The following is a 24,873-nucleotide window of genomic DNA, read 5'->3' as shown; positions in this document are numbered from 1 at the left end:
GCGTGGTATGCGCGGGACGTTTTTGTTGTTGGATGACCACCCTCTATATCGGATGGGCATCCGGACGTTGATCCATCAGGAACTGGGTCTGGACTGTTTCGGGGAGGCTTCCACCGTCGCCGAGGCAAGGGCGCTCCTGTCCAAGGGAAAACCGAACATCGCCATTGTGGACATCTCCCTGCAGGATGAAGATGGATTGTCGTTCGTCAAGGAATGCAGGACGCTCTGCCCCGGCATGGGGGTGCTGGTCGTCTCGATGCACGACGAGAACCTGTATGGGGAACGGGCCGTCAAAGCGGGGGCTCGGGGGTACGTGATGAAACACGAAGAGCCCAATGTGTTGATCGGCGCCATCCGCACCATTCTCTCCGGAGGGCTGGGGGTCAGTGACAACCTCCGGGAACGGCTTGCCGAGCGTTGCGCTTCCGGTCTTTCCGTCGATCCCGCGGCGGCCTTGACGGAACGGGAGTTCGAGATCTTCACCTTGCTGGGCAAGGGGTATGGGGCCAGTGACATCGCCGAGCGCCTCCACCTGTCCGTCAAGACGGTGCACACCCACCAGGAACGCATCAAGGGAAAGCTGGGGTTGTCCAGCGCCGGGGAGCTCAGGCGGTTCGCCGCTACGTGGAACAGCAGGAAGTAGGAACTTTTGCCTACAGAAAAATGGACGATACTTCCGATGTTCCCCTGGGAAAAGCCGGGCTATCATGTCAATCGAGGGACTGGCATGAACGAAACACCGAACGGTTGGAACGATTACTACACCCAGCATGGCATGTGGGGCGCGTACGCTTCCCTGGTGCTGGGAAAACGGAATGAAGGCGCGGGATTCGTCCTTGGGGACGTCAAACCGCCACAGACCGGTATGTACGTCGGTTATCGTGTCGCATCCTGTCCACCCTGTCTCTTTCCGTTTCTCGGCACCGAACAGGCCGGTCTCGGCAGTTCGGCGTACACCGGAAAGGATGACACGCCGGCTCCCGCTCCGTATACCGTATTTTCTCAGGAAGAGATCACCCGGGTCACGTCGTTGGGCAGTGAGACGTGGAAGGCCGGTCTGATGACCCTGCAGATCGCATCGTTCTTCGGGGACAAGCAGGATCCTTCCCATACCAGCACGGATCTGCTCCGGGACGCGTACTGTCCGTCGGTGGTGCTCTCCCTTACATTTGACAATACCGGTTCCGCCGAACCGCTTTCCGGCTTCTTTTTGATGCAGGGGGTGCGGCGGCCATTCTCTGACGCGACGGGGGGAAGGTTGTTGGGAATGGCGTCGTGGAACCCGGTATGGGCTTCGCCGCGTTCGCCCAGGATGGCGTTGATGAGGTGCTGGACTGGAATCCGTTGGCCACGATGTTCGAGGGAACACCGGTGCTCAGGCGGCTTTCTTCGGAAGGTGGGCTTCGGTTCACCATCCCTGCGGGGGTCAAACGGACGTTCGTCGTCGCCGCCGGGGTGTTCGAAAGCGGAGTAGTCACCGCGGTCGAGCCGATGCAACGGTACTATGCCTCCTTGTTCCGCAATCTTGAGGATGTCCTGGAATTCACGTTGGAGAAGGCGCAGGAAAAGATCAAACAGGCGGATGAGCAGGATCGGTTTGCCGAAAATCTGCCGGTTTCGCCCGCACAACGGCTCCTGTTCTGCGGTGCGGTGCATTCCTATCTTGCCAACTCGGAACTGCTTCTGGACACCCAGGGACGACCGGTGTTCGTTGTCAACGAGGGTGAGTACCAGATGATGAACACATTGGATCTGACCGTCGACCAGGCATTCTGGGAACTTGCGTACTCCCCATGGACGGTGGAGAACGAACTGGATTTCTTCCTTGCCCGGTCCCGGTATCGTGACGCGTATGGCGTCGCGTTCTGCCATGACCAGGGCGTGGCCGATGGGTTCACCCCGGATGGGAACTCTTCGTATGAGTTGACCGACCTCTCCGATTGCTTCAGCTTCATGAGTTACGAGGAGACGCTGAACTTCCTGCTCCTTGCCTGTCTGTACTGCCACAACGCGAAGGATGGGGATGATTGGGCGAAGCGTAACCTGGATGTGATGCAGGAAGGGTTGTCCTCCATCATCGCCCGGGACGCAAACAAGGATGGGGTGATGGACGTGGATTCCGACCGGTGCGGCCGGGGCGCGGAGATCACCACGTATGATTCGCTGGATGTCAGTCTGGGACAGGCCAGGAACAACCTGTACCTGGCGATGAAAGCCTGGGGGGCGTTCGTCTCCCTCTCTGCGTTCTTCGCCAAGGACAAGCGGGATCCTTCCAGCGCCCGCAAGGCATCCCAGATGGCCGATCGCATTTCCGCCACGGTGCAAAGCAGGTTCCTTCCCGACGAGGGGTACATCCCCGCCGTGTTCGAGCGAGGAAACCGTTCGATGATCATTCCGGCCATCGAAGGGCTGGTGTATCCCTATTTCTGCGGAGCGCCAGAGGCGCTTTCCGCCCATGGCCCGAACCGCGATCTTCTGCTGATGCTTCGGCGGCATCTGCTGACGGTGCTCAAACCGGGGCGGTGCATTGACGCCACGTCGGGAGGATGGAAGCTTTCCTCCACCAGCAGAAACACCTGGTTGAGCAAGATTTTCCTCAACCAGTTCGTCGCCGAGCGGATCCTCGGGGTGGATCCCGTGCTGGTCCGTCGGGATGACGTCCATGCCTCGTGGTTGTTCGGAGGGACATCCCGCTTCTCCATGACGGACCAGGTGGACGCGTCCGACGGGAAGGATCTGGGAAGCCGGCTGTATCCACGGTTGGTGACATCCATCCTCACCGTGCTTCCTTATCACAGCTATGATTCCTTACGCCTGCCGCAGGAGCGGTGGGACGGGGATTGAGATACGGGTACGACCCAAAAGGAGGGGTTTTCATGAAGAAACATCTGTTGGTGTTGGTGGTGCTGGCACTGTTGCCGGCGTTCCTGTTCGCCCAGGGAGGGAAGGAAGCGACTGCGTCCAGCGGGCCGGTCACGTTGACCATCTGGGGACGGGATATCGCGGATACGTCATCCGACCATATCTACATGCATGACCTTCTGGAGAATTTCCAGAAGCAGAATCCGGACATCAAACTGGATTACATCGCATTGGGTGATCCCGGTCTTGCCGACAAGACGAAGATCACCATGGCAAGCGGTGTGGACCAGCTTCCGGAGATCATCCAGAGCTGGGGCGGCTCGGTGATGGGCGGATACGCCGATGCCGGTCGTCTGTTGGACATGACCAAGGAACTGGGGAGCATTCCCGGCAGCAAAGCCGCCCAGGATGCCATGTCGTGGAAGGGCAAGATTTACGGCGTCGCGCCGTTCTTCGCCGTGGCCGGCATCTTCCTCAACGAAGAGATTTTCGCCAAGTACGGGCTGACGCCGCCGACGACCATCGCCGAGATGGAGAAGGTGTGTGACACGTTGCTGGCCAAGGGCGTGCAGCCGTTTGCCTGCGGCGCCAAGGATAAATGGCCTCCGCTTGCCATGTACATGTACCTGGTCAACCGGTACGGCGGGGACGCGTTTGGTTCCGCCCAGGCCCGGAAGATCGGGTTCAACGATCCGACGTTCATCAAGGCGGCGCAGAAGTACCAGCAGTGGGTGACCAAAGGATACTTTGGCTCCAAGCCGCTGGGCGATGCCTATGGAGATGCACAGCAGCAGATGGCCAGCGGCAAAGCCGCGATGATGGTCACCGGTTCCTGGATGTGCGCGCAGTTCTCCGATCCTACGTTCACCGACCAGAAGCTGGGATTCTACGCGTTCCCGGTGCTGGAAGGCGGAGTGGGCAAGGTGACCGATGTGATGGGCCAGACGGACATCGGATTCATCGTCACCAAGAAGGCTGAGGCGAAGAAAGACGCCGTGGTGCGGTTCCTCACCTATGCGATGAGCGTTGAGGCGTGCGGTGCCGATCCTGGACGGATCTGCTCTGTTCCGGGCGTCCCGGCGAAGAACAACCTGACCGGTATGGCCAGTGAGCTCTTCTCCCAGTCCAAGACGGTGCAGTTCTGGTGGGACCAGGATCTACCTCCGGCAGTCACTTCCCCGCTGAACGATACCATCCAGAACTTCTTCCTGCCTGGCAGCGATGTCGCTGCGGCGATGAACCAGTTCGAGGCATTGGTCGCGGATGAAGTGGGACCGGTGAAGAAATAATGGTTATTCCGGCGATGCCTCCGTTGGGGGGGGGCGTCGCCAATGGTTTTGTGGAAGAGGAGGAACGAACCATGCAGGCGGGAGAACTATCGGCCATGTCACGGCAGATTCGGAAGAAGGCGGAAAGGGACCGGAGGCGGTTCATCTTTTTCTGCATCCTTCCGGCGTTTCTGTTTTTGGCCGTATTCATGTATTATCCGATCGCAGAGACGTTCCGCCTGTCGTTCATGAAGTCCTCCGGGCTTGGAGCGGACCGGTTCATCGGATGGGAGAACTATAAAAAGCTGTTCGCCAGCGAGGAATTCCAGCAAGGTCTGCTCCATGTGTTTCTCTGGGCGTTCTGGAGCATCATCATCCAGTTGCCCTTGGCGTTTTTCATCGCCTTTTCCCTGACGTTCTACATCAACCGGTTCACCCGGCCGATGCGGGCGATCTTCTACCTGGCCAACGTTCTGCCCTCGGCCATTACGGCGATGTTGGGCAAGTTCGTCTTCTCCCCGACCAACGGGATCCTGAACAGCATCGGGGCGAATGCCGGGTGGAAATGGCTTGAAGACATTGATTTCCTTGGGGACGTGCACATCGCCTTCTGGTCGGTGTTCGCCGTGGCGACCTGGGCGTATACCGGCTTCCCCATCATCTTTCTGATGTCCAAGATCGAACAGATGCCCAAGGACATGAAGGAAGCGGCGGAGATTGACGGGGTGACCGGGTGGAAGTACGCCTGGTACATCGTTCTGCCCAATCTGAAAGGAGCCTTCCGGATCCTGGCGGTGCTGTGCACCATCGGCAGCCTGAAATTGTTTGATCTTCCCTACATGATGACTACCGGAGGACCAGGATACGCGACGATTACCCTGGGCATCAGCCTGTACCGGCAGGGATTCATCAACTGGCAGTACGGACGGGCCTCGGCCATCGGTGTGGTGATTCTGATCCTTTCGTTGGTGTTCACCGTGCTGGAGTTCGCCGGTCACGGCGGGGATGAAGGAGGCAAGTGATGGGCAGACACGTCAGATACGGAGTTCCTGAGGTGATCATCACGATCATCCTGATTTTGCTTTCGTTGACCATTTTGCTTCCCATGCTGCTTCCCTGGATGTTCGTCTTCAAGACGCAACTGGAATACGCCTACGACCCTTGGGCTTGGCCGAAACAGTTCCTGTGGTCCAACTTCCAGGATGCCTGGGAAGCGATCCAGATCGGACAGGGATTGCTCAATACGTTGATCGTCAGTCTGGGGGCGATTCTGGTCACCGTCCCGTCTTCCGCCCTGGCCGGATATGTGTTCGCAAAATATCGTTCCAAAACAACGGAAATCCTGTTCTACGCCATTTTGATCGGCTATTTCATCCCGATCCAGATGGGGTTGATCCCCCTGTACAAGCTGAACATCAAGCTCGGCCTGTCCAACACGTTGATCGGCCTGATCCTTCCGATGTCGGCGTTCCTCATTCCGTTCTGGACGTTGATCTACCGCTCGTTCTTCGCCGCGCTTCCCAACGAACTCTCCGATGCGGCGCGCATCGATGGCGCGGGACACTGGGCCACCTTGTCGCGCATCATGTTGCCGCTGGCAAATCCTGCGACGGTGCTTGCCTTGCTCCTGGTGTTCATTTCCGCCTGGAGCGATTACTTCCTGTCGTTGATCATGCTGAATGACCAGAAACTGTTCACCATGCAGCTCCGTGTCTCCCAGTTCCTCAACGCCTACGGTACTGACCGAATGCCCCGGTATGCCGCCGCGGTGATCATCTCCATGGCGCCGACGATCATCATGTACCTGTTCGGCCATCGGTGGATCCTCCAGGGGACACTGGCAGGGGCCATCAAGGAGTGAACGTGCGTCCGATCCTCCGTGGGTTCCATCCTGATCCCAGCATCTGCCGGGGAGAGGATGCCTGGTATTTGGTAAATTCCACCTTCGAGTTTTTTCCGGGACTGCCGGTCTCCCGCAGTGAGGACCTTGTCCATTGGGAGTGTGTGGGACACGTAGCCGAACGCCCAGAGCAATTGGGCTGGATGGCGATGCGCGCCTCCCGCGGCCTGTTCGCCGCGACGATTCGCACCCACCAAGGGAAATGGTACGTCACCGTCACCGACGTGACACGGCTGGGAAACTGCCTGTTCGTCGCCGACCATCCCCAAGGCCCGTGGTCCGACCCCATTCCCCTCGCCATGCCTGGGATCGATCCCTCGCTGTTCTTTGATGGGGATGGGAAGGCGTATCTGCTGACCAACGGCGCAGGCATCATCATGGCGCCGGTCGACCTTGATACGGGAACCGTGCTTGCGTCCCCACGACTCCTCACCTCCGGTTCCGGCGGCCGCTATCCGGAAGGACCGCATCTGTATGTGATGAATGGGTGGTATTACCTGATGCTCGCCGAAGGGGGAACGGAGTACGGCCATATGGAGACGCTGTTCCGTTCCTCAGCGCTCTGGGGACCGTACCAGCCCTGTCCATACAATCCGATCCTCTCTTCCCGGGACAGGCCGGAGGAGCCGGTGCAGTGCCTGGGCCATGCTGATCTCACCCCGGATGGAGAAGGGCGGTGGAAGGCGGTGTTTCTGGGTGTTCGTCCGCTTCCCGGTTTGTTGTTGCATGCTCTGGGACGGGAAACATTTCTGGGGACGGTGGTGTTTGACGTGGATGGATGGTTCCATATCCAGCCGGATGAAGGAACGTTCAAAGAGAGCGTCCAGAATATCGTTCTGACCGATCGCGAGGAGTATCTTTCCCCACGAGTGCCGCAGTGGATGCCGATCTGGAAGGATGGAGCCATGCGGCTGAGGGGAAATGGGTCGGAGCTTTCCTCGCCAATGGGGAATCCGTCGTTCTTTGGCATCCGGCAACAGGAGTTCGGGTGCAGGATGCGGACGCTGGTTCATGATTGGACGTCCTCCGCAGTCTTTGGCGTTGCCGCCTATCTTTCCAACGACACGTTCCTCGCCATCCGTGTTGATACGGGGGCAAACCGGGTGTCACTCTGGCAATGCTTGCACGGAATGACGGTTCCCGTCTCCTCGGTGTGGATGCCGGACGGACTTCCGGATTCGTTGGTGCTGGAGATTGTGTCAGACCCTCGTTCGTATCAGTTCCGGTGGGGAAACAACCCGGAACATCTGCGGTTGTTGGGGTCTCTGAGTGTGGCGGGCCTCTGCGCCGAAGGGACCCGTACGATGACGTTCACCGGAGTCTTGGTGGGACCGTATGCAGAGTGTGGGGAGGTTTCCTTCCGTTCGCTTCAGGCGTGATCCAGATCATGCATCAGATAGTCCTCGTCGTCTTCCTGGACGATCTCGTCCATCATTGACTCGATCTCCTCGCCGGGCACGGATTGTCCCTGATGGGGTTGCCCAAGCCAATCAGAAAGCAAAGCAAGGTTTTCCTTGCTGGAGAAGCAGGGAAGCGTACCGTCGATTTTGGTGTCGTTGACCAGATGGTACGGACAGTGCTGGCAGGTGTCGTTCTGCCGGCAGAAACGGATCACATCGGAATACCATGTGCAATTGTCCATATCACCCATCATAGGACGGTTGGGGGAGATTGCCAATCTCCCGCCGAACGGATTATGCTCTGCGTTGGAGGGTGCTATGAAACCGACAGTAGTGGTGCTTGCGGCTGGCATGGGGAGCCGTTATGGCGGAGTGAAGCAGATCGACTCCGTGGGAATGCATGGAGAGACGTTGCTTGACTTTGGCATTTATGACGCGAAATTGAGTGGATTTGACAAAGTGGTGTTCATCATCCGCAAGGATATCGAGCATGATTTCCGCGAACGGTTGTTCGACCGGATCGCCCGGAACATGGACGCGTCCTATGTGTTTCAGAACATCGACAGCCTGCTCACCCCGGAGCAATTCGCCCAGCAGAAGCGGCAGAAACCGTGGGGGACGATCCAGGCGCTCCTCTGCGCGGAGCCTGAGGTCCATACGCCGTTCCTCGTGCTGAACAGTGATGATTACTACGGCAGGAAGGCGTTCCAGACGATCGTCAAACCGCTTTCCACCGAGAAGAATGAGAGTACGGAGCACTGCATGGTCGGCTATGTGCTGGAAAACACCATGTCGCTGCAGGGTTCGGTGAGCCGGGGCCTCTGCACGGTGGATGCCGACGGATATCTGCAGAAGATGGTGGAGAACACCCAGATCGAATTCGTCGACGGCAAACCGGTCACCCACTTTGGGGGAAAAGACATCCCGCTTACCGGCAAGGAATGGGTGTCGATGAACTTCTTCGGGTTCACCCCCAAGGCGTTCGAGCATTTCCATGGGTACTGGGAGCGGTTCCTGGCAGACAACCTCACGTCCCCCAAGGCGGAATGCCTGCTTCCCAACGGCGCCAGTGAGATCGTCACCAGTGGGGAAGGACGCATCAAGATGTACACCACCGATGAGAAGTGGTTCGGCATGACCTACAGCGCAGACCGGGAGATTGTCCGGACGGAGCTCAGGAAGAAGATCGAGGCGAAGTACTATCCTTCCCAGCTTTGGGAGCGATAGGTTTCTGCGTCACATCGTGTTCATCATCCCAGGTGGCTTCCTCGATGGGGGTGAATCCCTCACCGAGGACTTCAAAGGCGTCCTGGATGATCATAAAGGCTTTGGGGTCTTCCTGATGGACGATCTTCGTCAGGCTGGCCACTTCATGGTTGGTGATGACGCTCATGATCACCGGGCGTTCCGTCTTGGTGTACATGCCACGGGCGGTGAAGATCGTGCCCCCGTGACCCAGTTTCTCCATGATGGCCGCCTCGATGCCTTCGGGGTGCTGGCTGATGATGAACGCGGTCTTTTCCTTGTTGGTTCCCAGACTGAGGATGATCTTGTCAATCATCAGTGTGCTGATGTAGGCGCACAGCACGCCGTACAACGCTGATTCCAATCCAAAATATACGGCACTGAAGGCGATGATGATGCCGTCGACGACGAACATGGCCAAGCCTTGGGTGAGGAAGGTGAACCGGGCCAGGATCTGGGCAATGATGTCCGTTCCTCCGGTGTTTGAGCCTCCACGGATCACCAGTCCGATGCCCACACCCTGCAAGGCTGCGCCGAACAGCGCGGAGAGCAGGTAGTTGGAGTTCTTGCTCAGGTCCAATGCGCTCTGGTATCCGGAAATACGGTCAAACAGCGAAATGAATCCGGAAAGCAGAAGGGTGCCGATCAACGAGCGGATACCGTAGGTGTTTCCGAACACCTTCATGCCCAAAAAGAACAATGGGATGTTGATGGCCAGCGTGACCAGTCCGATGTCCCATCCTTTCAGGTGGAACAGGATGGTGGCGATGCCGCTCGCCCCTCCTCCGACGATCTTCGCCGGAGCGGTGAACAGGGCAATCCCCAGCGCGGTGAGCGCCGAACCAATGATGATGGAGCTGTACTCCACCAGGCGGTACTGTCGTTTTGTCATGGTGCCAACTTGTCCGGCAGATTGGTGCCGGACGCCTCCATTTTGATGAGGAGCCGTTCGGGATCATCATCGACGCACAGCGCATCCAGGCATTCCTTTCCCAGAAATCCTTCATGTTCGCTGTGCTTGAGAAAGTCCACCAGATGTCCGTAGTAATCGTTCGTGTTGAGCAGACCGATCGGCTTGTGGTGGTACCCCAATTGCAGCCAGGTGTAGATTTCCATCAGCTCTTCCAGCGTGCCGATGCCTCCGGGGAGTGCGACGAACCCGTCTCCCAGACGGTACATCGTATCTTTGCGTTGGTGCATCCCATCCGTGATGATCAACGCGCTTTCCGCCGCATGGGTCCGTACGGAAGGCTTGTTCATCGCCCGTGGCAGCACACCGGTCACTTCTCTCCCTGCCTGACGGAGCGTGTCGGCCAGCACCCCCATCAATCCTCGGGTTCCGCCTCCGTACACCAGATCAATGCCATGCTGGGCCATCATCGTCCCAAAGGCGACGACGGCGGTACGGTATGAGGGGTTGTTTCCTAAGGAGCTCGCGCAGAAAACGGTCAATCGATGGAACATCTGCATGGGTACAGCATATCCTGAAACAGGGAAGAAGAAAATGGGAAACGTAGCCGCTTTTTCGATTACTTGTTATTCTTCAAAGAGAGATGTACTATTATTCAGGTTAATTGTATATTCCCAGAAGGAGAAATCAGATGAACAGACGCATTATGAGTATCATGTTGTTGCTGCTTTTTGCAACCACTACGCTGTTTGCCGTTCCTGTCGCCATCACATGGGAGTGGTCTGTGGATGATCCTCAGGTTACCACATTTCGGTACCAGATCGGTGGGGAAGACCCGGACAAATGGATCGTCGTGAACGCAGATCAGACGACGTATACCGTCGAAGGTTTGGATGGTTCGCAAAGCTATACCCTGTATCTTCAGCAATCGTATGATGGCGTGAATTTCAGCACCAGCGCCACCGCCACGGCGGAGCCGTTGGAGAGCGCTGCTGCAGAAGAGGCTCCCGCTGGAGCGGATGCCACGGAAGCGGCAGTACCTGAAGCACAGCAAGAGGTGGCTGCTGAGCCGGCACCGGTGGAAAGTGCAGCCACGGAACCTGCTTCCAGTGAAGCGGCATCCGCACCGACCGAAGAAGCCCCGGAAGAGGTAGCTACGGAACCTGCTTCCGAAGAGCCTGCGCCTGTGACGGAAACTCCTGAGGCTGTCACGGAACCTGCTTCCGAAGAACCGGCGCCTGTGGCGGAAACCGAACCTGTCCAGACAAAAGAAAAAGCCCCGGGTAAGTTCTCCTTTTCCATGGGCCTGATGGGTGGCGCTTCGTATGGCTTGTCAGATACGTTGATCAACCAACAACAGTGGAACGTTTCCGCTGGTTTGGATCTTTCCTTCTCCCATATCGTGAGTTTTGGAAAGTCCAGCGGCATCGGCTTTACCCTGCAAGGGTTGTATGAACCGTACTCGACGCAGAGTTACAGCCAGGTGTTTGATCCTGTATTCTGGCAGAACATTCATCACGATGTCGCGGTGAACGGCTATCTGGATTACGACCTTACGGCTGGCAAGTTCCTGCTTCGCTTGGGTGGCGGTGGCTTCGCTTCCTCCTCCGTGGAATCGGCGATTGATTGGAACCAGTTGACCTATGGCGTGGGTGGACACCTCAGCATGGCGTATCTGTACTCCAAGCATGCCTACGTGGGAGTGGATGTCGCGTACCGGTATTATCTTGCACCCGCTACGGTGAAAGATGCCCAGACCGTTTCCGGTTCCCTGCTGTGGGGGTTGCAGTTCTAAACATGTCTCGTGAATGCAAAGAGGGAGCGTCGGCTCCCTCTTTTTTGGGTCCGCTCCTTGCCATGTTTTCGTGTATCCTCTACTATGAAGCGCAACAGGTTTGGGTATGAGAGAGAAGCTATCCGAAGGGTTCATCCGTTTCAGTCATCAGTCCGAAGGGTTCTCGTTCCTCGATGAGGAGATGGACGCTGTCCGGGACATCCTTGACGGCAAGCTCAGTGCCGATGGGGTGATCCAGGACTATATCGAACGGCACGGTCTTTCCACGGATTACACACCGGTGGAAGAGAGCGCGTACTATCCGGATACCCATTGTCTGGTCAATTACTTTTCTCTGCGGAACCGACAAAAACTGAAGGAGATTGAATCACTGTTCAGTTGCTACCGTATGGCGGAGATTCTTTCGGAGGATCATCAACCACCGTTTGAATTTGATTCCCTGCTTGACCTGCACGCCCGCCTGTTCGGGGATGTGTATCCCTCCGCGGGACAGCTCAGGACGGTGGACATCAAGCGGAGGACGGTCTTCTGCGATCCCCGCTACCTGCGTCAGGAAGGGGAGAACCTGTTCCTTCGCATCCAGACGGCCCATTATCTCAAAGGATTGGAAAAAGAAGAATTCGTCAATGAACTGGCCTATTTCATGGGAGAGATGGAAGCGCTCCATCCGTTCAATGACGGCAACGGCAGGGTGGAACGGCTGTTCTTTTATCTGATGGCGCTGTACGCCGGCTATGAGACGGACTGGGGCTCTGCTGATCCCGATCGTCTTCTGGAAGCGGACATCTGCGCCATCGACGGCGATTACCAGCTGTTGATCTCCGTCCTGACGGAAATCGTCACTCCGGTGGAGTGATCACTGGCCGATCCGGTCAAGCGCCCAGAGTGCGTCCAGCGGGGTGAACACCCCATCGTCCACTTCAAATCCCTTTGCCTTGGGAAGCACCATGGTGTACAGGCTGTCCGGCACCTGGATGGCATCCACCAACGTATCGTTGGCGTCAAACCAGGAGAATTTCAGATTCCCGTCCCGGTGTTCGGTGAACAAATAATACCCATCCTGTCTGGCTTCCTGAAGGGAAAGGTACAGTTTGCACAGTTCCACGGCACGATCGTCCATCAAGGCCTGGAAGATCATCACCTTTTCCTTCAACTGGTTGATCGTCGGTACTACCCGTTTGATATATCCCTTCAGGGAATCCGGCGCCTTTGGCTCGCCCCGTTGGTAATCCGGGGCAAGCAGTATGGCGAACGGAACCTCCGCATTGGTGACGAGCAGTTCGTTGGTCACGGTGAACGATGCGCCACAGTGGGTGCAGGTGTGGGTGAACACGCTGTCGGTGAGGATCCCAAGTTCCAGCTTGGGATCCGTGGACAGGTCGATAGCCGTGTAGGCTTTCACCTTCTGTTCGGTGTGACAATTGGGGCAGGCGAGGGTGATTACGTCATGACTTGTCGGCATGTTGTTTCAGCACCACCTTGCGTACGACCGTCGGTTTGACCACCTGTGCCTCTTCCTTCTTCCGGATCAGATAGCAGAAGTGGATCTTCGGATCTCTGGCGAAATCATCCCCGATGGTCTCGGGAGTGATGTCCTGGATGTCCCAGTCGTCGTACAGGAACGGCGCCATCTTGAATCTGCGGAAGTTGGTGGAGAAGATCAAAATCCCACCGGGATCCAGATGCATCATGCACGCTTTGATCAGATCGACATGGTCACGCTGGACGTCGAAGCTTCCCCGGCTCTTGCTGTTGGAGTAGGTGGGGGGATCGCAGAAGATCAGGTCATACCGGTCCCACGTATCGTACAGGAACTGCATGCAGTCGGAGCGATAGTAGAAGTGGTTCATCGTCGTGTATCCGTTCAGCCGCATGTTCTGCTGGGCCCAATCCAGATAGGTGGACGAGCTGTCCACGCTGACGGTGGAAAGCGCTCCGCCTTTGGCCGCCTGCACCGTAGCGCTGCCGGTGTAGCAGAACAGGTTGCAGAACCGTTTTCCGTTGGCCATCTGGGCGATTCTCGCCCGGATGGGACGATGGTCCAAAAACAGTCCGGTATCCAGGTAGTCGGTGAAGTTGACCAGGTACTTGGCGCCATTCTCGTTGACGATGTAGTACTTGCTGGTGTCGGCGAACCTGATGTACTGCTTCTTGCCGCTCTGGATGGACCTTCGCTTGATGTAGATCTTCTCCCGGTCGATGCCGGTGGCGCGCTCCGTGGCGTCGATCAATTCATCCAGACGTCGTGCGGCGTCCTCTTCCGGGATGCTGACCGGCGCTTCGTACTCCTGCAGGGATATCCAGGTGTTCTCGTACAGGTCGATGGCTGCGCTGTACTCCGGCATGTCGGCGTCATAGATCCGGTAGCAGGTGACCCCTTGCTGTTGCATCAGCGGGGTGATGGCCTCCAGGTTCTTCTTCAGACGGTTGTACGCCATCTGGGCACCTTCGGAAAGCGGTTGGGAAAGCCGTTCCTCCCTGCGTTTCTGTGCTTTGGCGATCAATTCAGCCTTTTCTTCGGCGGTGAAGACATAGTAGTGGGCCAGCTGGCAGGGAATGCCGCCGTTGATGAAACTGTTGGTCCGGTTGGGCTTCATGTCGATGTTGGAGAGGAGGCGCTGGTCACCGCACAGGATAGACAAGTGCCAGCCAAGGAACAGCTGGGAGAAGATGTCCCCCATCTTCTGGTACAGCAGGGGAAGGGCGGAAGGATTGTCGTCCAGACGCACGCCGTAGGGCGGGTCGGTGACTACGTATCCCAGAGGTGCAGGGACATCCTCTGCCAGCGTGTCGGTGAAATCCTGCACCCCGAAGGTGATGAACGAATCCATGCCGGCCGCTGCGGCGTTCTCCTTGGCGATCCTGATGGCGTTCTTGTCCACATCCCAGGCAAAGATCTTCACCGGGCGTTTCTTCCCTTCTTCCGATTTTGCGATGGCTTCCTGTTTGCAGCCCTCCCACAGCGCGGCGTCATGGAACGGCAGTTTCTCAAAGGCGAACGTGCGGTTCGGATTGATGATCCCTGGCGCCGTGTCGGTGGCGTACAACGCCGCTTCGATGGGAAGCGTGCCGCTGCCGCAGAACGGATCGAACAGCACCGGGACGGTGCCTTCGGCGCGCATCGCCTTGAACCAGTCGCTGCGGTACAACACGGCGCTGGCAAGGTATTCGGACAGGACGGCTTCCGTCTCATCCCGACGATAGCCTCGCTTGTACATCGCACGGCCGGAGAAATCGACGTACCACTGGACGTGGTCTCCGTCCAGATGGACGTGGAAGACCACATCCGGGTTGTCCGTATCCACCTGGGGCCGTTGGTCGTTGAACTGGGACCGGATACGGTCGACGATGGCGTCCTTCAGACGGATGGCGGCGAAGTGGGAATTGCGCAGCCAGTCGACGTGTTTGACCGTTTCGGTGATGGCGAACGTCTTCTCTGGAGAAAGCCACTGTTCCCAGGGAAGGACGACGGATGCCGCGTACAGGTCATCGGAACATTCCACGCCATCTTCTTCGTACAGACCAAGCAGCACACGGGTGGCGGCGTGACTTTGCAGGCAGAACGTATAGGCCGCCTTCAGGTCTCCGCTGAATTCCACGCCGCCGGAGATCGGATTGATGTCCGTTCCCCCCGCCTTGGCGATCTCCTCGCTGATGATGTCATTGACGTATTGTGCCGACGTGACGAAAAAAACCATTACTGTTTCTCCTTGGCCGCTGGATCATTCAGCAACCCTTCAAGTTCATCTTTGGTGAACGTATACACGCTCCCGCAGTTGACGCAGACCAATTCCAACGGGAACGGCCCGTGTTGCAGGATATCTTCCCGTTGGGAAGAAGGCAAGTGCTTCAGATACCCGGCGAACCCGTTGCGGTCGCAGGGGCAGGAGAAGCCGACGATTCCTCCACCCACCTTTTCCGGTTTCAGGTCGGAAAGGAATTCCTGTACGTAATCCTCCATGGATTTTCCCGTCTCCAGGTAGGCACCCAGCGGCTTGAGGGTGGAGACCACCTTTTCCAGCTGGTCGAGCACCTCCGGTTTGCATCCGGGGAGCACCTGGAAGAACAGGGCTCCGGCTCCGCTGACGTGGCCTGCCGGGTCGAACTGGACGGACAGGTCGAACACCGATGGGGTCTGTTCGCTCTGCTGGTAGTACAACGCCAAGTCTTTGGCAAGGTTGCCGTACTCCAGCATCACTTGCCCGGTGTAGGGTTGTTTGTCTCCTTCCAAAATCTTGCTGACAGAGAGGAACCCTGGTCCGTACAGCAGGGAAAGATTGCTGTTCTGAAGCGGTTTGTCCAACGGGATGGGGTTGTGCTTCAGGTATCCGCGCACCGCTCCGCAGGCCCACGCTTCGACGAAGTAGCCGCCCAGCGGCCCTCCGCATTCCACGCTGAGCTGGATGCGGTCGTTGCCTTTGACGGTGGAGGCGAGCAGGGCTCCGGCCAGGTACGCCTTGCCCAACACGTAGGTCTCCAGCGTACCGGTATGGAAGTTCGCCTGCATTTCGTTGAGCATCAACGTGCCGCTCAGAGCGGTCAGGCGGACTTGTCCGTCGCAGAGAATATAAAAATAGCGGTCGTCTTTGGCCACATGAGAAAGATGATCCAGCAAAGCCGGGTCGGTGATTCGTTGTTTGATCATGTCCCTACTGTAGTTGGAGGGAGGCCTGTTTGGCAAGAGAACGCCCTCCGCGGGGGAGGGCGTCATTCGTTACGCCAATACCACTTCTTTCTTGGCGATTTCTTCGAACTGGTTGCCTTCCACCACCTCCTGCTTCAGAAGCAGTTCGGCGATGTCGGACAGTGCCTTCTTGTTCTTTTCCAGGTGGTCCTTCACCACGGCGTACCGTTCGTTGATGATCCTGGCCGTCTCGTTGTCGATGTACTTCTGCGTGTCCTCGGAGTACTCACGGCTGCCGCCGACGCCTTGGATGCCGCTGTCCGTCTTGGGAAGCGTGATGTTGCGGAACTTCTCGCTCATGCCGAACTCGGTGATCATCCGGCGGGCAAGATCGGAAGCACGGGAAATATCGTTGCTCGCTCCGGTGGAGATCTCATGGAAGGTCACTTCCTCCGCCGCACGGCCGCCGAGCATCGTATCGATGCTGCCCAACAGTTCGCTCTGGCTGAGCAGGAACCGGTCTTCCGTCGGATACTGCAGCGTGTAGCCCAGCGCTCCCATCCCACGGGGAACGATGGAGATCTTGGATACCGGTTCTGCGCCTTTGGTCATGAACGCCGTCAAGGCGTGCCCCGTTTCGTGGTAGGCGACCCGTTTGCGCTCCTCGGGATTCATCACCCGGCTCTTCCGCTCCAGTCCCGCCACCGATTTCTCAATGGCTTCCTCGAAGTCCACCTGGGCGATCTGCTCACGCTTTTCACGGACGGCCATCAGAGCCGCTTCGTTGGCGATGTTGGCAAGGTCAGCTCCGGAAAGCCCGACGGATGCCTGGGCGATCTTGTGCAGGTCGACATCCGGCCCCAGCTTCATGCCCCTGGTGTGGATCTGAAGGATCTGGAAACGGCCTTCCAGATCCGGCTTGTCCACCAGCACCTGCCGGTCGAACCGGCCCGGTCTGAGCAGGGCGGGGTCAAGGATCTCCGGCCGGTTGGTGGCGGCCAGAATGATGACGCCGGTACGGGAATCGAACCCGTCCATTTCGACGAGCAACTGGTTCAGCGTCTGTTCCCGCTCGTCGTTGCCACCGATGGACGCGGCGCTCCGCTGTCTGCCGATGGCGTCGATTTCATCGATGAAGATGATGCACGGGCTGTTCTCCCTGGCCTGTTTGAACAGGTCCCGCACCCGCGCCGCGCCGACACCGACGAACATCTCGACGAAGTCCGCGCCGCTCATCTTGAAGAACGGGACACCGGCTTCTCCGGCTACCGCCTTGGCAAGAAGCGTCTTGCCGGTTCCCGGAGGACCGACCAGCAACACGCCCTTGGGTATCTTCGCCCCCATGGCGGTGTACCGCTGGGGGTTCTTCAGGAAGTCAACCACTTCCTCCAGCTCCTGCTTGCTCTCATCCACGCCGGCCACATCGGAGAACCGTACTCCGGTATCCCCCTCGGCGACGATCTTCGCCTTGTTCTGGTTGAAGGAAAGCACTCCCTGTTCCGCTCCTCCCATCTTGGAGAAGATGATCCTCCAGATGATGATCAGGAAGATGAAGGGGAGCACATAGGAGAGGATGGTGGAGACAATTCCTGGTTTCTGTGGAGCCGTGGCGTAGTATTCCACGCCTTTGGAGTCCAACAATGGGATGAACGCGCTGTCGTTTTGCACGATGTACGTGCTGTAGGCGCGCGCGTCCTGGATGGATTCCGTATCCTTGGATTGCAGGGATGTCTGTGCCTGTTCCTTGGTGATGGTGTATCCGATGTACTGTTCGTCGGTGATTTCCACCCGCTTGATGGTCCCGCTCTCCACCAAAGACTTGAACTGGTTGTAGTCAATCTTGGTGATCGCGCGACGGGACGCATTCTGCAAAGCCATGCTGTTGATCAGATACAACAGCATCAGGAAAATGAAGAAATACCAGAACGAAAAGGTGAATTTCTTCCGTTTGTTGGGGTCCGGTCCACCGAGATGGATACCCGGCTCCTCTTTCGGTTGCTTGTGGTGCTGCTGATCTTTTTCGAATTCAGACAGGTTTTGCTGATTGTTTTCCATATCTTGTCCTTATGCATTCAATATATCCCGCATCAGGGGTGCCGGCAATCGAATCTTGGCCCAATCTGTGATAGAGTGGAACCAATGGATGCGAAAAAGAGCTATATGGTGACTGGAGGAGCCCATCGAGTTGGGCTCGCCATCAGTGAATCGCTGCTCACTGATGGGGCACGCGTCGTGGTGACGTGGCATACCGACAAAGGGGAAGCAGAGGCGCTTGCCTCCCGTTTTCCTGGCCAGGTTGGGATGGTGTACGCAGATTTTTCCCGTCCCCAGACGATGGATGAAGTGTTCTCCCAGGCGGTCGCCTGGTTCGGGGAATTGGATGGGATTGTGGTCAGCGCTTCTGAGTTCAGTCCGTGTCGCTTCGGGGAAATGACCGAAGCGGATATCCGGAGAATGCTGGATGTTCATGCTTCCAGTCCTGTATTGCTTTCCCAGGCGTTTTTTCACTGGTTGAAGGGACAGGGAAGAGAGGGTGTGGTGGTGAACATCACTGACACCCGGGCTGATGCCGGCTACAGCAGCAGGGTGCCGTACCTGCTGGGGAAAGCGTCCCTGGCCAAAGAAACGACGCTGTTGGCCAAGGCATCTGCTCCGCACCTTCGGGTCAACGCCGTCGCGCCGGGGTGCATCCTCCCTTCCGGGGATGAAGCGTACTTTGAAAAGATGCGCTCCGTGCTCCCTCTGGGACGCACCGGCTCCCCCCGGGACGTAGTGGGCGCCGTACGGTACCTGCTGGATGCCGGATACGTCACCGGGGAGACGATCCATGTCGACGGTGGCGAGCACCTTCTGTGATCATTCCCAGTTCAGCGCGTCGATCGGATTGAGCTTGGCCGCCTTCATCGCCGGATACCAGCCGAAGAAGATGCCGATGGCCATGGAAAAGCCCAGCGACACCAGATAGCCGGCAGGAGAGAAGGAGAGGGACCATCCGACGACATGGGTGATGACCACGCTGAGGATCGTGCCCAGCACGATGCCGAACAGGCCGCCCAACAGCGTCAGCGCCACCGCCTCGGTGAGGAACTGGCCGCGGATCACCCGGGGGGATGCCCCCAGCGCCTTGCGGATGCCGATCTCCCGTGTCCGTTCCGCCACGGAAACCAGCATGATGTTCATGATGCCGATGCCTCCGACGAGCAGTGAGATGGCGGCGATGGCCGCCAGGAACGAACTGAACGTCCCGGTGATCTCCTCGGACATCTGGGCGAGCGTCGCCGGGGAGAACAGCCGATAGCCGTCACTGCCGACGATGCTGTCCAGATACGCGGTGATCTGGTCACTGACTTCCAAGGTGTCGTAGCCGTCCGCCACGTTGATCAGATACTGGGTGACGACACGGGGGTTGCGCAGTCGTTGGACGAACGTGTTGTATGGAATGAAGACGCTGGTGTCGTAGGATGCGGTGGAACCGGCGTCCTTGGCGTCCATCACACCGACGACGGTGTAACTCCGTGTTTTGGACTGGTACAGGATGCTCACCGTCTCTCCGATGGCGTTCCCGTCGGGGAACAGGTCGTCCGCCACATCGGAGCCCAGCACGATGACCTGTTGCCGGTTCATGTTATCCAGATCGGTGAAGAACGCGCCTTCCCCTACGCTGTAGTTGTTCAGCGACGCGTAGGTGGAGGGAACTCCCATCACGGTGTACGAACCGCTTTCATGGCCGTTGCGGATTACGGCAGACGCCGTGTTGATGGGCAACACCGCTTCCAGACCGGCCACTTCCCGTTGCAGGGTCACGCCGAACGTGTCGGTGAACTCCTTGGTGGTCGCCTCCCCGCTGGTAGGATACAGTGTGATGGTGTTCAGGCCTCCGGAGGCGATGGACTGGGTGATGCTGCCCGACGCACTGTCCCCCAGCGTCAGGATGGTCACTACGGCAGCCACCCCGATCATCATGCCAAGAAGGGAGAGCAACGTCCTGAGTTTGTTGGACAGCATGGACGAAAAGGCAAGTTTGAGGTTTTCAAACAACATTGGATCCTCCTTCCAGGCGGCCGTCCTTGATGTGGATCTGCCGGGGACACCGCATGCCCAGGGTTTGGTCATGGGTGACCAGCACGACGGTGAGTCCTTCGGCGTTCAGGCCTTCGAACATCTCCATGATCTGCAGTCCGGTCTTGGAGTCCAGCGCTCCGGTTGGCTCGTCGGCCAGAAGCAGAGACGGTTCGGTCACCAGCGCACGGGCGATGGCAACCCGTTGCTTTTGTCCGCCGGACAGTTCGTTGGGCTTGTGGAGCATCCGCTCTTTCAGCCCGACGCGCTCCAACGCGGCCTCCGCCCGTTCCCGCCGTTCGGCCACCGGCATTCCCCGGTACAGGAGCGGCGTCATGACGTTTTCCACTGCGGAAAGCTTTCCCAACAGGTTGAACTGCTGGAAGACGAATCCAATCTTCCGGTTCCTCAGATCTGCCAGCTCTTCTTCATCCATGTCCGAGGTGGGTTCCCCGGTGATGGCGATCGTGCCGCTGGTCGGCGTATCCAGACAACCGATCAAATTCATCATCGTTGATTTGCCCGAACCGGACGGACCCATGATGGAGGTGAACTCCCCCTGCTGGATGGAGAGGGTGACACCATCCAGCGCCTTGACGACGAAGTCTCCCATGACGTAGTACTTCCGCACATCGGTCAGGCGGACGACGGGTATGATCTGCTCGTTCATCTTCCAGGCCCTCCACCGCCGGACGGGGGCGCGCCACCGCCGCCACCCGGGCCGCCACCACTCATGCCCATCAACGACGTGGTGGTCTTTGTTTCCGTCGTGGAGGAGGTGAGCAGTACGGTATCCCCGACGGCAAGATCGCCGCTGACCAGTTGGCTGACCCCTTCGCCCAGGTACTTCACCGAAACCTGCACGGTGGAGACTGTCCCGTCACTCTGCTTTTTCCGCACCGTCGTCACGCCCCGGGTGCTGGAGATGGCTGCCTGGGGGATCAAGACCAGCTGGACGGAGCCGTCCACCGAGATCGTTCCGTCGAACGTATATCCCGGAGAGAGTTCATCCGGAGGGTTGTCGATGGTCAGCTCGACGTCCTTGACGCCGATTCCCTCGTCGGTGTACGTGCCGACCATCGGGATGTAACTGACCGTCGCGGTGATCGTTTTGCCGGGAAGCGCGTCAAACGTCAGTTTGGCTTCCATGCCCAGCTTCACGTACTGCATGTCGATCTCATCGATCTGGACGGTGGCTTTCAGTTTGCTCCGGTCGATGATCGTCATCACCGAGGTGCCTGCCTCGAACCAATCGCCGGTATCGATGTCCACGCTGGCCACCACGCCGTCGAAGTTGGCGTACGCCTTGGTGTATTCCACCGTTTTCTCCGCAGCTTCATGCTGCAGGTTCAGCAGGGAGAGTTTTCGTTGGTTGCCGGAAAGTTTCGCTTCGTCAATGTCCGACTGGATGGAAGCCAGGGTGTACTGCTGGCTGGTGTCATCCACGGAGAACAGCAGATCCCCTTTCTTCACTTCCTGTCCCACCTTGACGTACACGCCGGTGACCGTCCCGTCGGTACGGACGTACACGGATTGGGTGTCGTTGGCCTCCAGATATCCGTCCACGTCGATGGAGACGTCGTACGTGCTGGTGTATACCTGGGCTTCCGTTGCCTGGGGCGTCGCGCTTTTGGACGTGGTTGCCTTCCGGCGAAGGAAGAAAAAGACTGCCGCCGCGGCGATGGCCAGGATGACCACAAGGACGATGATTTTTCTTCGCCGTGCCTTGGCTTTCGCCTTTTTTCTTCGGTTGAGAAGGTCCTGGGTGTCCCCGTCGGGGGAAATGATCGGATTATTCATGGGTTCTGCTCCTTTCTCGGTTACGATGCGAGGGTTGCGATGGACTGCTCAAGGATCAATCCGTTGAGCAATGAAATGGAAATATCGTAGGTTGCCAGGTTGACCTGGAGTTCTGCGTCTTTGATCTCTTCCTGGGTGGCCAGTCCTTCCTTGAACAAGGTTTGCTGGTACTCCAATGCTTGGTTCTCATAGTCCAGTTGCCTGATCAACCGCTGATGTTCCAGGTTCCAGTTGGTGATGTCGCCGGTCAGGCTTGCCGCCTTGCTCTGGTAGTCGGACAACGCCGTGGTGTATTCCCACTGGGCCAACAGGACGCTGTTCTGTAGCTGAAGGATTTCCAGCTGGGCACTCTCTTTGGTGGCGTTGTTGCTCCACGAGCCGCTGACGGTGACGAACGGCGTGGTGCCGGAAGAGGAGGTGATTCCCTTCAGGCCGGTGGACAGCCCGATGGAGTAGGTCTGCCGCTTCAGCGTCGCACCGACGGAGACGGAACCGGAGGACGACGTATTGGTGGAGCCGGTCGCACTGCTGACCGTCCAGGCGCTGCCACCGGACAGATCCAGCGTGGTGTTGGTGTCCTGGGCTTTGCGGATGTCCAGGTTCTCCTGGGCGATGGCCATCGCCTGCTGCTTCAGCTTGACGGTGCTGTTGCCATCCGGGGATGCGGTGAAGGAAAGGTCCGGCTCCCCGATGCCCGTCACTCCGTCGTATTCCAATCCCGTCAGGGTGGTGAACAACGCCACGGCGGCTGATCGTTTCGCCTTTGCGGATGCCAGCGTGTTCCGGGATGCCAAGATGGAGAGCTGTTGTTGTTTCGCCGAGACGGAGTCCTGGGTGATCGTCCCCAGAGTCAGCGCGTCATCCAATGTCTTCTGCGCTTTCTCGATGGTCCGGGTGGTTTCTGCGATGCTCCGTTCTTCCGTCAGGATCTCCACCAGATTGGACAGGATGCTGGTCTCGAAATCCTGTTCGCTGGAGGCATAAGTGGTGTCGGCCAACAGGTAGTTGTACTGGGCCAGCAGCGTTGTTCGCTCGTCGCTAGTCTTGCCGAAGGTGAACGTGTGTCCGACGGAGAGGGATGGGTTCATCACGCCGATCTGTGTCCCGTTGTTCAGGGAATACACGCCGGAATCATCCATCGAGAGGGAAATCGTGGTGGAATCGGTGGCGTTTGAGGGGATGGTCAGGGAAAGCGAGGGGGATGCGGTGATGGCGGACAGATACGCCTGGTTGTCCCAATCGGAGGAGCTGTCATTGATGACGCTCGCTCCCTGGTAGGTCACGTCCCCGGAGGATACGGTGAGGGAAGTGGAATCGGTGAGCGTATCCGCTTTGGCAGCAAGCTTGCTGTTCTCCCTGGTCAACTGAGCCTGCTTCAGCGTCGGACTGTTCGCTTTCGCTGAAGAGAGGATTTCAGAAAGGTCCTTCGCGGAAAGAGGGCTCAACACCAGAAGGGAGAACATGATCAATGGCAGAATTCGGAAGCTTCGTTTCATCGGATACCTCATTGCCTTCAATCATAGTCAGGGAATTCCCCTTCGTATGCTTTGGCCACGGAATCGACACATAACTCTATACATGTTCACTTCCCTCCACAGGATTGTCACACAGGTCACCGCTTCCTCATATCCCCGGGGTCTTTGCCTTGTCCTCCCTCTTCGGTATCATGAAGCATGGGTCGGTTTCCGAACTTGACCCGGTATGGGCTTTGGACTATGAATGGAAAGAGGGAGGCGTGAGGTGAAACCGACCCGTTGGCTGATGGGAGACAAGACGGAGCTGTATCTGGTCATCATTTCGCTGGTGATCTCCTTCGCCATTCTGATCGCCATGGTGTTGTTCCTCTCCCAAGCCTTGATCGAACGGGAAGACCTGAAGATGCAGAGCGAGGCGGAACGCTCGTTCAATTCCATTTATCTCTCGTTGCAGGACGGAGACGCCCAGAAAGCCCAGAAGACGATGGAGGACGAGAAGGTCACCGGCATCGGCATCTATGACAGCACCGGCCGGCGGGTGATGAGCCTTGGCCAGGTACCCCAGGTGCTGGACATCACCGGCTTCTCACTGCACAACGGACAGCAGAGCATCGAGACGGGGATCATCAACTACAACACGACGACCGGCTTGATCGAATACCTCAGATACTCACGGCTGAACATCCTGCTGGATACCGGAAACCTCGCGCTGACCTCCAGCGGACTGCTCACCACACCGTTGGATTTCCCTGATGTGTTGTACGTGGTGCTCAACGGTACGGCATACCATCGTCGGATCGTGGGGCTGCGCATCCTGGGGTATGCCGCGTCGATCATCCTGGCGGCGCTTTTGTTTCTCGTCCTGCAGATTTATTTGAAGAACCGGGAATACCGGAGTGAATTGTCCAAGCAGGAGAATCTGGTCAGTCTGGGACAGGCTGCGCGTACGCTGACCCATGAGATCAAAAACCCGTTGTCCGCCATCACCATCCAGCTCGCGCTGTTGAAGAAGACGCTTCCGGCAAGCCATCACAAAGACCTGAAGGTGATGGAGAGCGAGGTGCAGCGGCTTACCCAGCTGACCAACAAGGTCAGCGATTTCCTGCGGAACCCGTTGGGAAACCCCACCGTCATCGACCTGAACGCGCTGTTCGGGGAGCTGTGCCAGACGTTTGAGCGTCCTGTTTCGTTCGTCGCCAAGGGGAACGAACGGATTCTGATGGATCCCGGGCGTGCCCGCTCGGTGTTTGAGAACCTGCTGAAGAACGCCATGGAAAGCTGCCAGGGACGTGATCCCCAGGTGTCGGTGGAGATCCGGGATGACAAACGGGGCAAGATCCACATTCTGGTGATGGACCGCGGGGATGGGATTCCCCGTCAGGATGCCAAGAAGATCTTCGATCCGTTCTTCACCACCAAGATCATGGCAGTGGCATCGGGCTGGCCATCAGCAGGCAGTTCGTCAAGGCGCGTGGCGGGGATCTGAAACTGTATGGAAGGGATGGCGGAGGAACCGTGGCGGAAGTGATTATGCC

General features: G+C 57.9%; 21 protein-coding genes and 1 pseudogene. 11 read left to right on the top strand and 11 right to left on the bottom strand.

Annotated features, from left to right (window positions below):
* The first annotated feature begins 7 nt into the window (after positions 1-7).
* The 6 genes and pseudogenes from LKE28_09395 (at position 8) to LKE28_09370 (ending at position 7,409) form a co-directional block, all read left to right on the top strand.
* The gene (locus LKE28_09395; GenBank protein ID MCH3908427.1) at positions 8-643 is read left to right on the top strand and encodes a response regulator transcription factor; all 636 of its coding nucleotides are present in this window, start codon (positions 8-10) and stop codon (positions 641-643) included.
* Between the two features lie 132 nt (positions 644-775).
* Positions 776-2,844, top strand: a pseudogene (locus LKE28_09390) (glycoside hydrolase family 52 protein).
* A 32-nt stretch (positions 2,845-2,876) separates the two neighbouring features.
* Complete coding sequence (locus LKE28_09385) at positions 2,877-4,151, top strand: extracellular solute-binding protein (protein MCH3908426.1); 1,275 nt, start codon at positions 2,877-2,879, stop codon at positions 4,149-4,151.
* A 95-nt stretch (positions 4,152-4,246) separates the two neighbouring features.
* Positions 4,247-5,152, top strand: coding sequence for a sugar ABC transporter permease (locus LKE28_09380; GenBank protein MCH3908425.1), 906 nt, complete (start codon positions 4,247-4,249; stop codon positions 5,150-5,152).
* On the top strand, positions 5,152-5,991 hold the full coding sequence (locus LKE28_09375) for a carbohydrate ABC transporter permease (protein MCH3908424.1): 840 nt from the start codon (positions 5,152-5,154) through the stop codon (positions 5,989-5,991). Before LKE28_09380 ends, LKE28_09375 begins: the two co-directional genes overlap by 1 nt.
* Positions 5,992-5,993: 2 nt before the next feature.
* Complete coding sequence (locus LKE28_09370) at positions 5,994-7,409, top strand: glycoside hydrolase family 43 protein (protein ID MCH3908423.1); 1,416 nt, start codon at positions 5,994-5,996, stop codon at positions 7,407-7,409.
* Here the strand turns inward: LKE28_09370 and LKE28_09365 are convergent.
* On the bottom strand, positions 7,400-7,672 hold the full coding sequence (locus tag LKE28_09365; protein ID MCH3908422.1) for a hypothetical protein: 273 nt from the start codon (positions 7,670-7,672) through the stop codon (positions 7,400-7,402). The genes LKE28_09370 and LKE28_09365 overlap by 10 nt on opposite strands.
* A 76-nt stretch (positions 7,673-7,748) precedes the next feature.
* Between LKE28_09365 and LKE28_09360 the strand changes: the two genes are divergently transcribed.
* Positions 7,749-8,657, top strand: a complete 909-nt coding sequence (locus LKE28_09360) for a hypothetical protein (protein MCH3908421.1) — start codon at positions 7,749-7,751, stop codon at positions 8,655-8,657.
* Here LKE28_09360 and LKE28_09355 read toward each other — a convergent pair.
* A complete protein-coding gene (locus LKE28_09355; GenBank protein MCH3908420.1) occupies positions 8,605-9,567 on the bottom strand; it encodes a YitT family protein in 963 nt (320 codons plus the stop codon). The genes LKE28_09360 and LKE28_09355 overlap by 53 nt on opposite strands.
* Positions 9,564-10,145 (bottom strand): TIGR00730 family Rossman fold protein, encoded by a 582-nt coding sequence (locus tag LKE28_09350; GenBank protein MCH3908419.1) that lies wholly within the window; start codon positions 10,143-10,145, stop codon positions 9,564-9,566. The genes LKE28_09355 and LKE28_09350 overlap by 4 nt, the downstream gene beginning before the upstream one ends.
* Positions 10,146-10,276: 131 nt before the next feature.
* On the opposite strand from LKE28_09350, the gene LKE28_09345 reads away from it, so the two are divergent.
* Positions 10,277-11,380, top strand: coding sequence for a hypothetical protein (locus LKE28_09345; GenBank protein ID MCH3908418.1), 1,104 nt, complete (start codon positions 10,277-10,279; stop codon positions 11,378-11,380).
* Positions 11,381-11,486: 106 nt separating this feature from the next.
* Positions 11,487-12,236, top strand: coding sequence for a Fic family protein (locus LKE28_09340; GenBank protein MCH3908417.1), 750 nt, complete (start codon positions 11,487-11,489; stop codon positions 12,234-12,236).
* Here the strand turns inward: LKE28_09340 and LKE28_09335 are convergent, their stop codons facing one another.
* The 4 genes from LKE28_09335 to ftsH form a co-directional block, all read right to left on the bottom strand.
* The gene (locus tag LKE28_09335; GenBank protein ID MCH3908416.1) at positions 12,237-12,842 is read right to left on the bottom strand and encodes a CpXC domain-containing protein; all 606 of its coding nucleotides are present in this window, start codon (positions 12,840-12,842) and stop codon (positions 12,237-12,239) included.
* Positions 12,826-15,078: a bifunctional 23S rRNA (guanine(2069)-N(7))-methyltransferase RlmK/23S rRNA (guanine(2445)-N(2))-methyltransferase RlmL gene (gene rlmKL / locus LKE28_09330; protein ID MCH3908415.1), complete on the bottom strand. Its 2,253-nt coding sequence runs from the start codon at positions 15,076-15,078 to the stop codon at positions 12,826-12,828. The genes LKE28_09335 and rlmKL overlap by 17 nt, the downstream gene beginning before the upstream one ends.
* The gene (locus tag LKE28_09325; GenBank protein ID MCH3908414.1) at positions 15,078-16,025 is read right to left on the bottom strand and encodes an Hsp33 family molecular chaperone HslO; all 948 of its coding nucleotides are present in this window, start codon (positions 16,023-16,025) and stop codon (positions 15,078-15,080) included. Before LKE28_09325 ends, rlmKL begins: the two co-directional genes overlap by 1 nt.
* Positions 16,026-16,094: 69 nt before the next feature.
* Positions 16,095-18,059, bottom strand: a complete 1,965-nt coding sequence (gene ftsH, locus LKE28_09320) for an ATP-dependent zinc metalloprotease FtsH (protein MCH3908413.1) — start codon at positions 18,057-18,059, stop codon at positions 16,095-16,097.
* 84 nt (positions 18,060-18,143) lie between these two features.
* Here ftsH and LKE28_09315 point away from each other — a divergent pair, with 84 nt between their 5' ends.
* Complete coding sequence (locus LKE28_09315; protein ID MCH3908412.1) at positions 18,144-18,860, top strand: SDR family oxidoreductase; 717 nt, start codon at positions 18,144-18,146, stop codon at positions 18,858-18,860.
* Here the strand turns inward: LKE28_09315 and LKE28_09310 are convergent, their stop codons facing one another.
* From LKE28_09310 to LKE28_09295, 4 genes are read right to left on the bottom strand one after another with little or no spacing between them, the layout of a single operon-like run.
* Positions 18,861-20,045, bottom strand: coding sequence for an ABC transporter permease (locus LKE28_09310; protein ID MCH3908411.1), 1,185 nt, complete (start codon positions 20,043-20,045; stop codon positions 18,861-18,863).
* Entirely contained in the window at positions 20,035-20,733 is a 699-nt protein-coding gene (locus LKE28_09305; protein MCH3908410.1) for an ABC transporter ATP-binding protein, read from the bottom strand. The genes LKE28_09310 and LKE28_09305 overlap by 11 nt, the downstream gene beginning before the upstream one ends.
* Positions 20,730-21,863 carry an efflux RND transporter periplasmic adaptor subunit gene (locus LKE28_09300; protein MCH3908409.1) on the bottom strand — a complete coding sequence of 378 codons (1,134 nt, stop codon included), beginning with the start codon at positions 21,861-21,863 and terminating at the stop codon, positions 20,730-20,732. Before LKE28_09300 ends, LKE28_09305 begins: the two co-directional genes overlap by 4 nt.
* Positions 21,864-21,883: 20 nt before the next feature.
* Positions 21,884-23,359: a hypothetical protein gene (locus LKE28_09295; protein MCH3908408.1), complete on the bottom strand. Its 1,476-nt coding sequence runs from the start codon at positions 23,357-23,359 to the stop codon at positions 21,884-21,886.
* A gap of 244 nt (positions 23,360-23,603) precedes the next feature.
* On the opposite strand from LKE28_09295, the gene LKE28_09290 reads away from it, so the two are divergent.
* Positions 23,604-24,824, top strand: coding sequence for an ATP-binding protein (locus LKE28_09290; protein ID MCH3908407.1), 1,221 nt, complete (start codon positions 23,604-23,606; stop codon positions 24,822-24,824).
* Positions 24,825-24,873 lie beyond the last annotated feature (49 nt).

The sequence above is a fragment of the Sphaerochaeta sp. genome, assembly GCA_022482495.1.
In the GTDB taxonomy this organism is placed as follows: domain Bacteria; phylum Spirochaetota; class Spirochaetia; order Sphaerochaetales; family Sphaerochaetaceae; genus RUG023.
The sequence above is the reverse complement of the archived record's forward strand: the minus strand, read 5'-3'. Positions and strand labels throughout refer to the sequence as shown.

What these genes read in the sequence shown, in the direction of transcription:
- LKE28_09395 (MCH3908427.1), top strand. Translation starts at nt 8, where the DNA reads ATGCGCGGGACGTTTTTGTTGTTGGATGACCACCCTCTATATCGGATG.
- LKE28_09385 (MCH3908426.1), top strand. Translation starts at nt 2,877, where the DNA reads ATGAAGAAACATCTGTTGGTGTTGGTGGTGCTGGCACTGTTGCCGGCG.
- LKE28_09380 (MCH3908425.1), top strand. Translation starts at nt 4,247, where the DNA reads ATGTCACGGCAGATTCGGAAGAAGGCGGAAAGGGACCGGAGGCGGTTC.
- LKE28_09375 (MCH3908424.1), top strand. Translation starts at nt 5,152, where the DNA reads ATGGGCAGACACGTCAGATACGGAGTTCCTGAGGTGATCATCACGATC.
- LKE28_09365 (MCH3908422.1), bottom strand. Translation starts at nt 7,672, where the DNA reads ATGGACAATTGCACATGGTATTCCGATGTGATCCGTTTCTGCCGGCAG.
- LKE28_09360 (MCH3908421.1), top strand. Translation starts at nt 7,749, where the DNA reads ATGAAACCGACAGTAGTGGTGCTTGCGGCTGGCATGGGGAGCCGTTAT.
- LKE28_09355 (MCH3908420.1), bottom strand. Translation starts at nt 9,567, where the DNA reads ATGACAAAACGACAGTACCGCCTGGTGGAGTACAGCTCCATCATCATT.
- LKE28_09350 (MCH3908419.1), bottom strand. Translation starts at nt 10,145, where the DNA reads ATGCAGATGTTCCATCGATTGACCGTTTTCTGCGCGAGCTCCTTAGGA.
- LKE28_09345 (MCH3908418.1), top strand. Translation starts at nt 10,277, where the DNA reads ATGAACAGACGCATTATGAGTATCATGTTGTTGCTGCTTTTTGCAACC.
- LKE28_09340 (MCH3908417.1), top strand. Translation starts at nt 11,487, where the DNA reads ATGAGAGAGAAGCTATCCGAAGGGTTCATCCGTTTCAGTCATCAGTCC.
- LKE28_09335 (MCH3908416.1), bottom strand. Translation starts at nt 12,842, where the DNA reads ATGCCGACAAGTCATGACGTAATCACCCTCGCCTGCCCCAATTGTCAC.
- rlmKL (MCH3908415.1), bottom strand. Translation starts at nt 15,078, where the DNA reads ATGGTTTTTTTCGTCACGTCGGCACAATACGTCAATGACATCATCAGC.
- LKE28_09325 (MCH3908414.1), bottom strand. Translation starts at nt 16,025, where the DNA reads ATGATCAAACAACGAATCACCGACCCGGCTTTGCTGGATCATCTTTCT.
- ftsH (MCH3908413.1), bottom strand. Translation starts at nt 18,059, where the DNA reads ATGGAAAACAATCAGCAAAACCTGTCTGAATTCGAAAAAGATCAGCAG.
- LKE28_09315 (MCH3908412.1), top strand. Translation starts at nt 18,144, where the DNA reads ATGGATGCGAAAAAGAGCTATATGGTGACTGGAGGAGCCCATCGAGTT.
- LKE28_09310 (MCH3908411.1), bottom strand. Translation starts at nt 20,045, where the DNA reads ATGTTGTTTGAAAACCTCAAACTTGCCTTTTCGTCCATGCTGTCCAAC.
- LKE28_09305 (MCH3908410.1), bottom strand. Translation starts at nt 20,733, where the DNA reads ATGAACGAGCAGATCATACCCGTCGTCCGCCTGACCGATGTGCGGAAG.
- LKE28_09300 (MCH3908409.1), bottom strand. Translation starts at nt 21,863, where the DNA reads ATGAATAATCCGATCATTTCCCCCGACGGGGACACCCAGGACCTTCTC.
- LKE28_09295 (MCH3908408.1), bottom strand. Translation starts at nt 23,359, where the DNA reads ATGAAACGAAGCTTCCGAATTCTGCCATTGATCATGTTCTCCCTTCTG.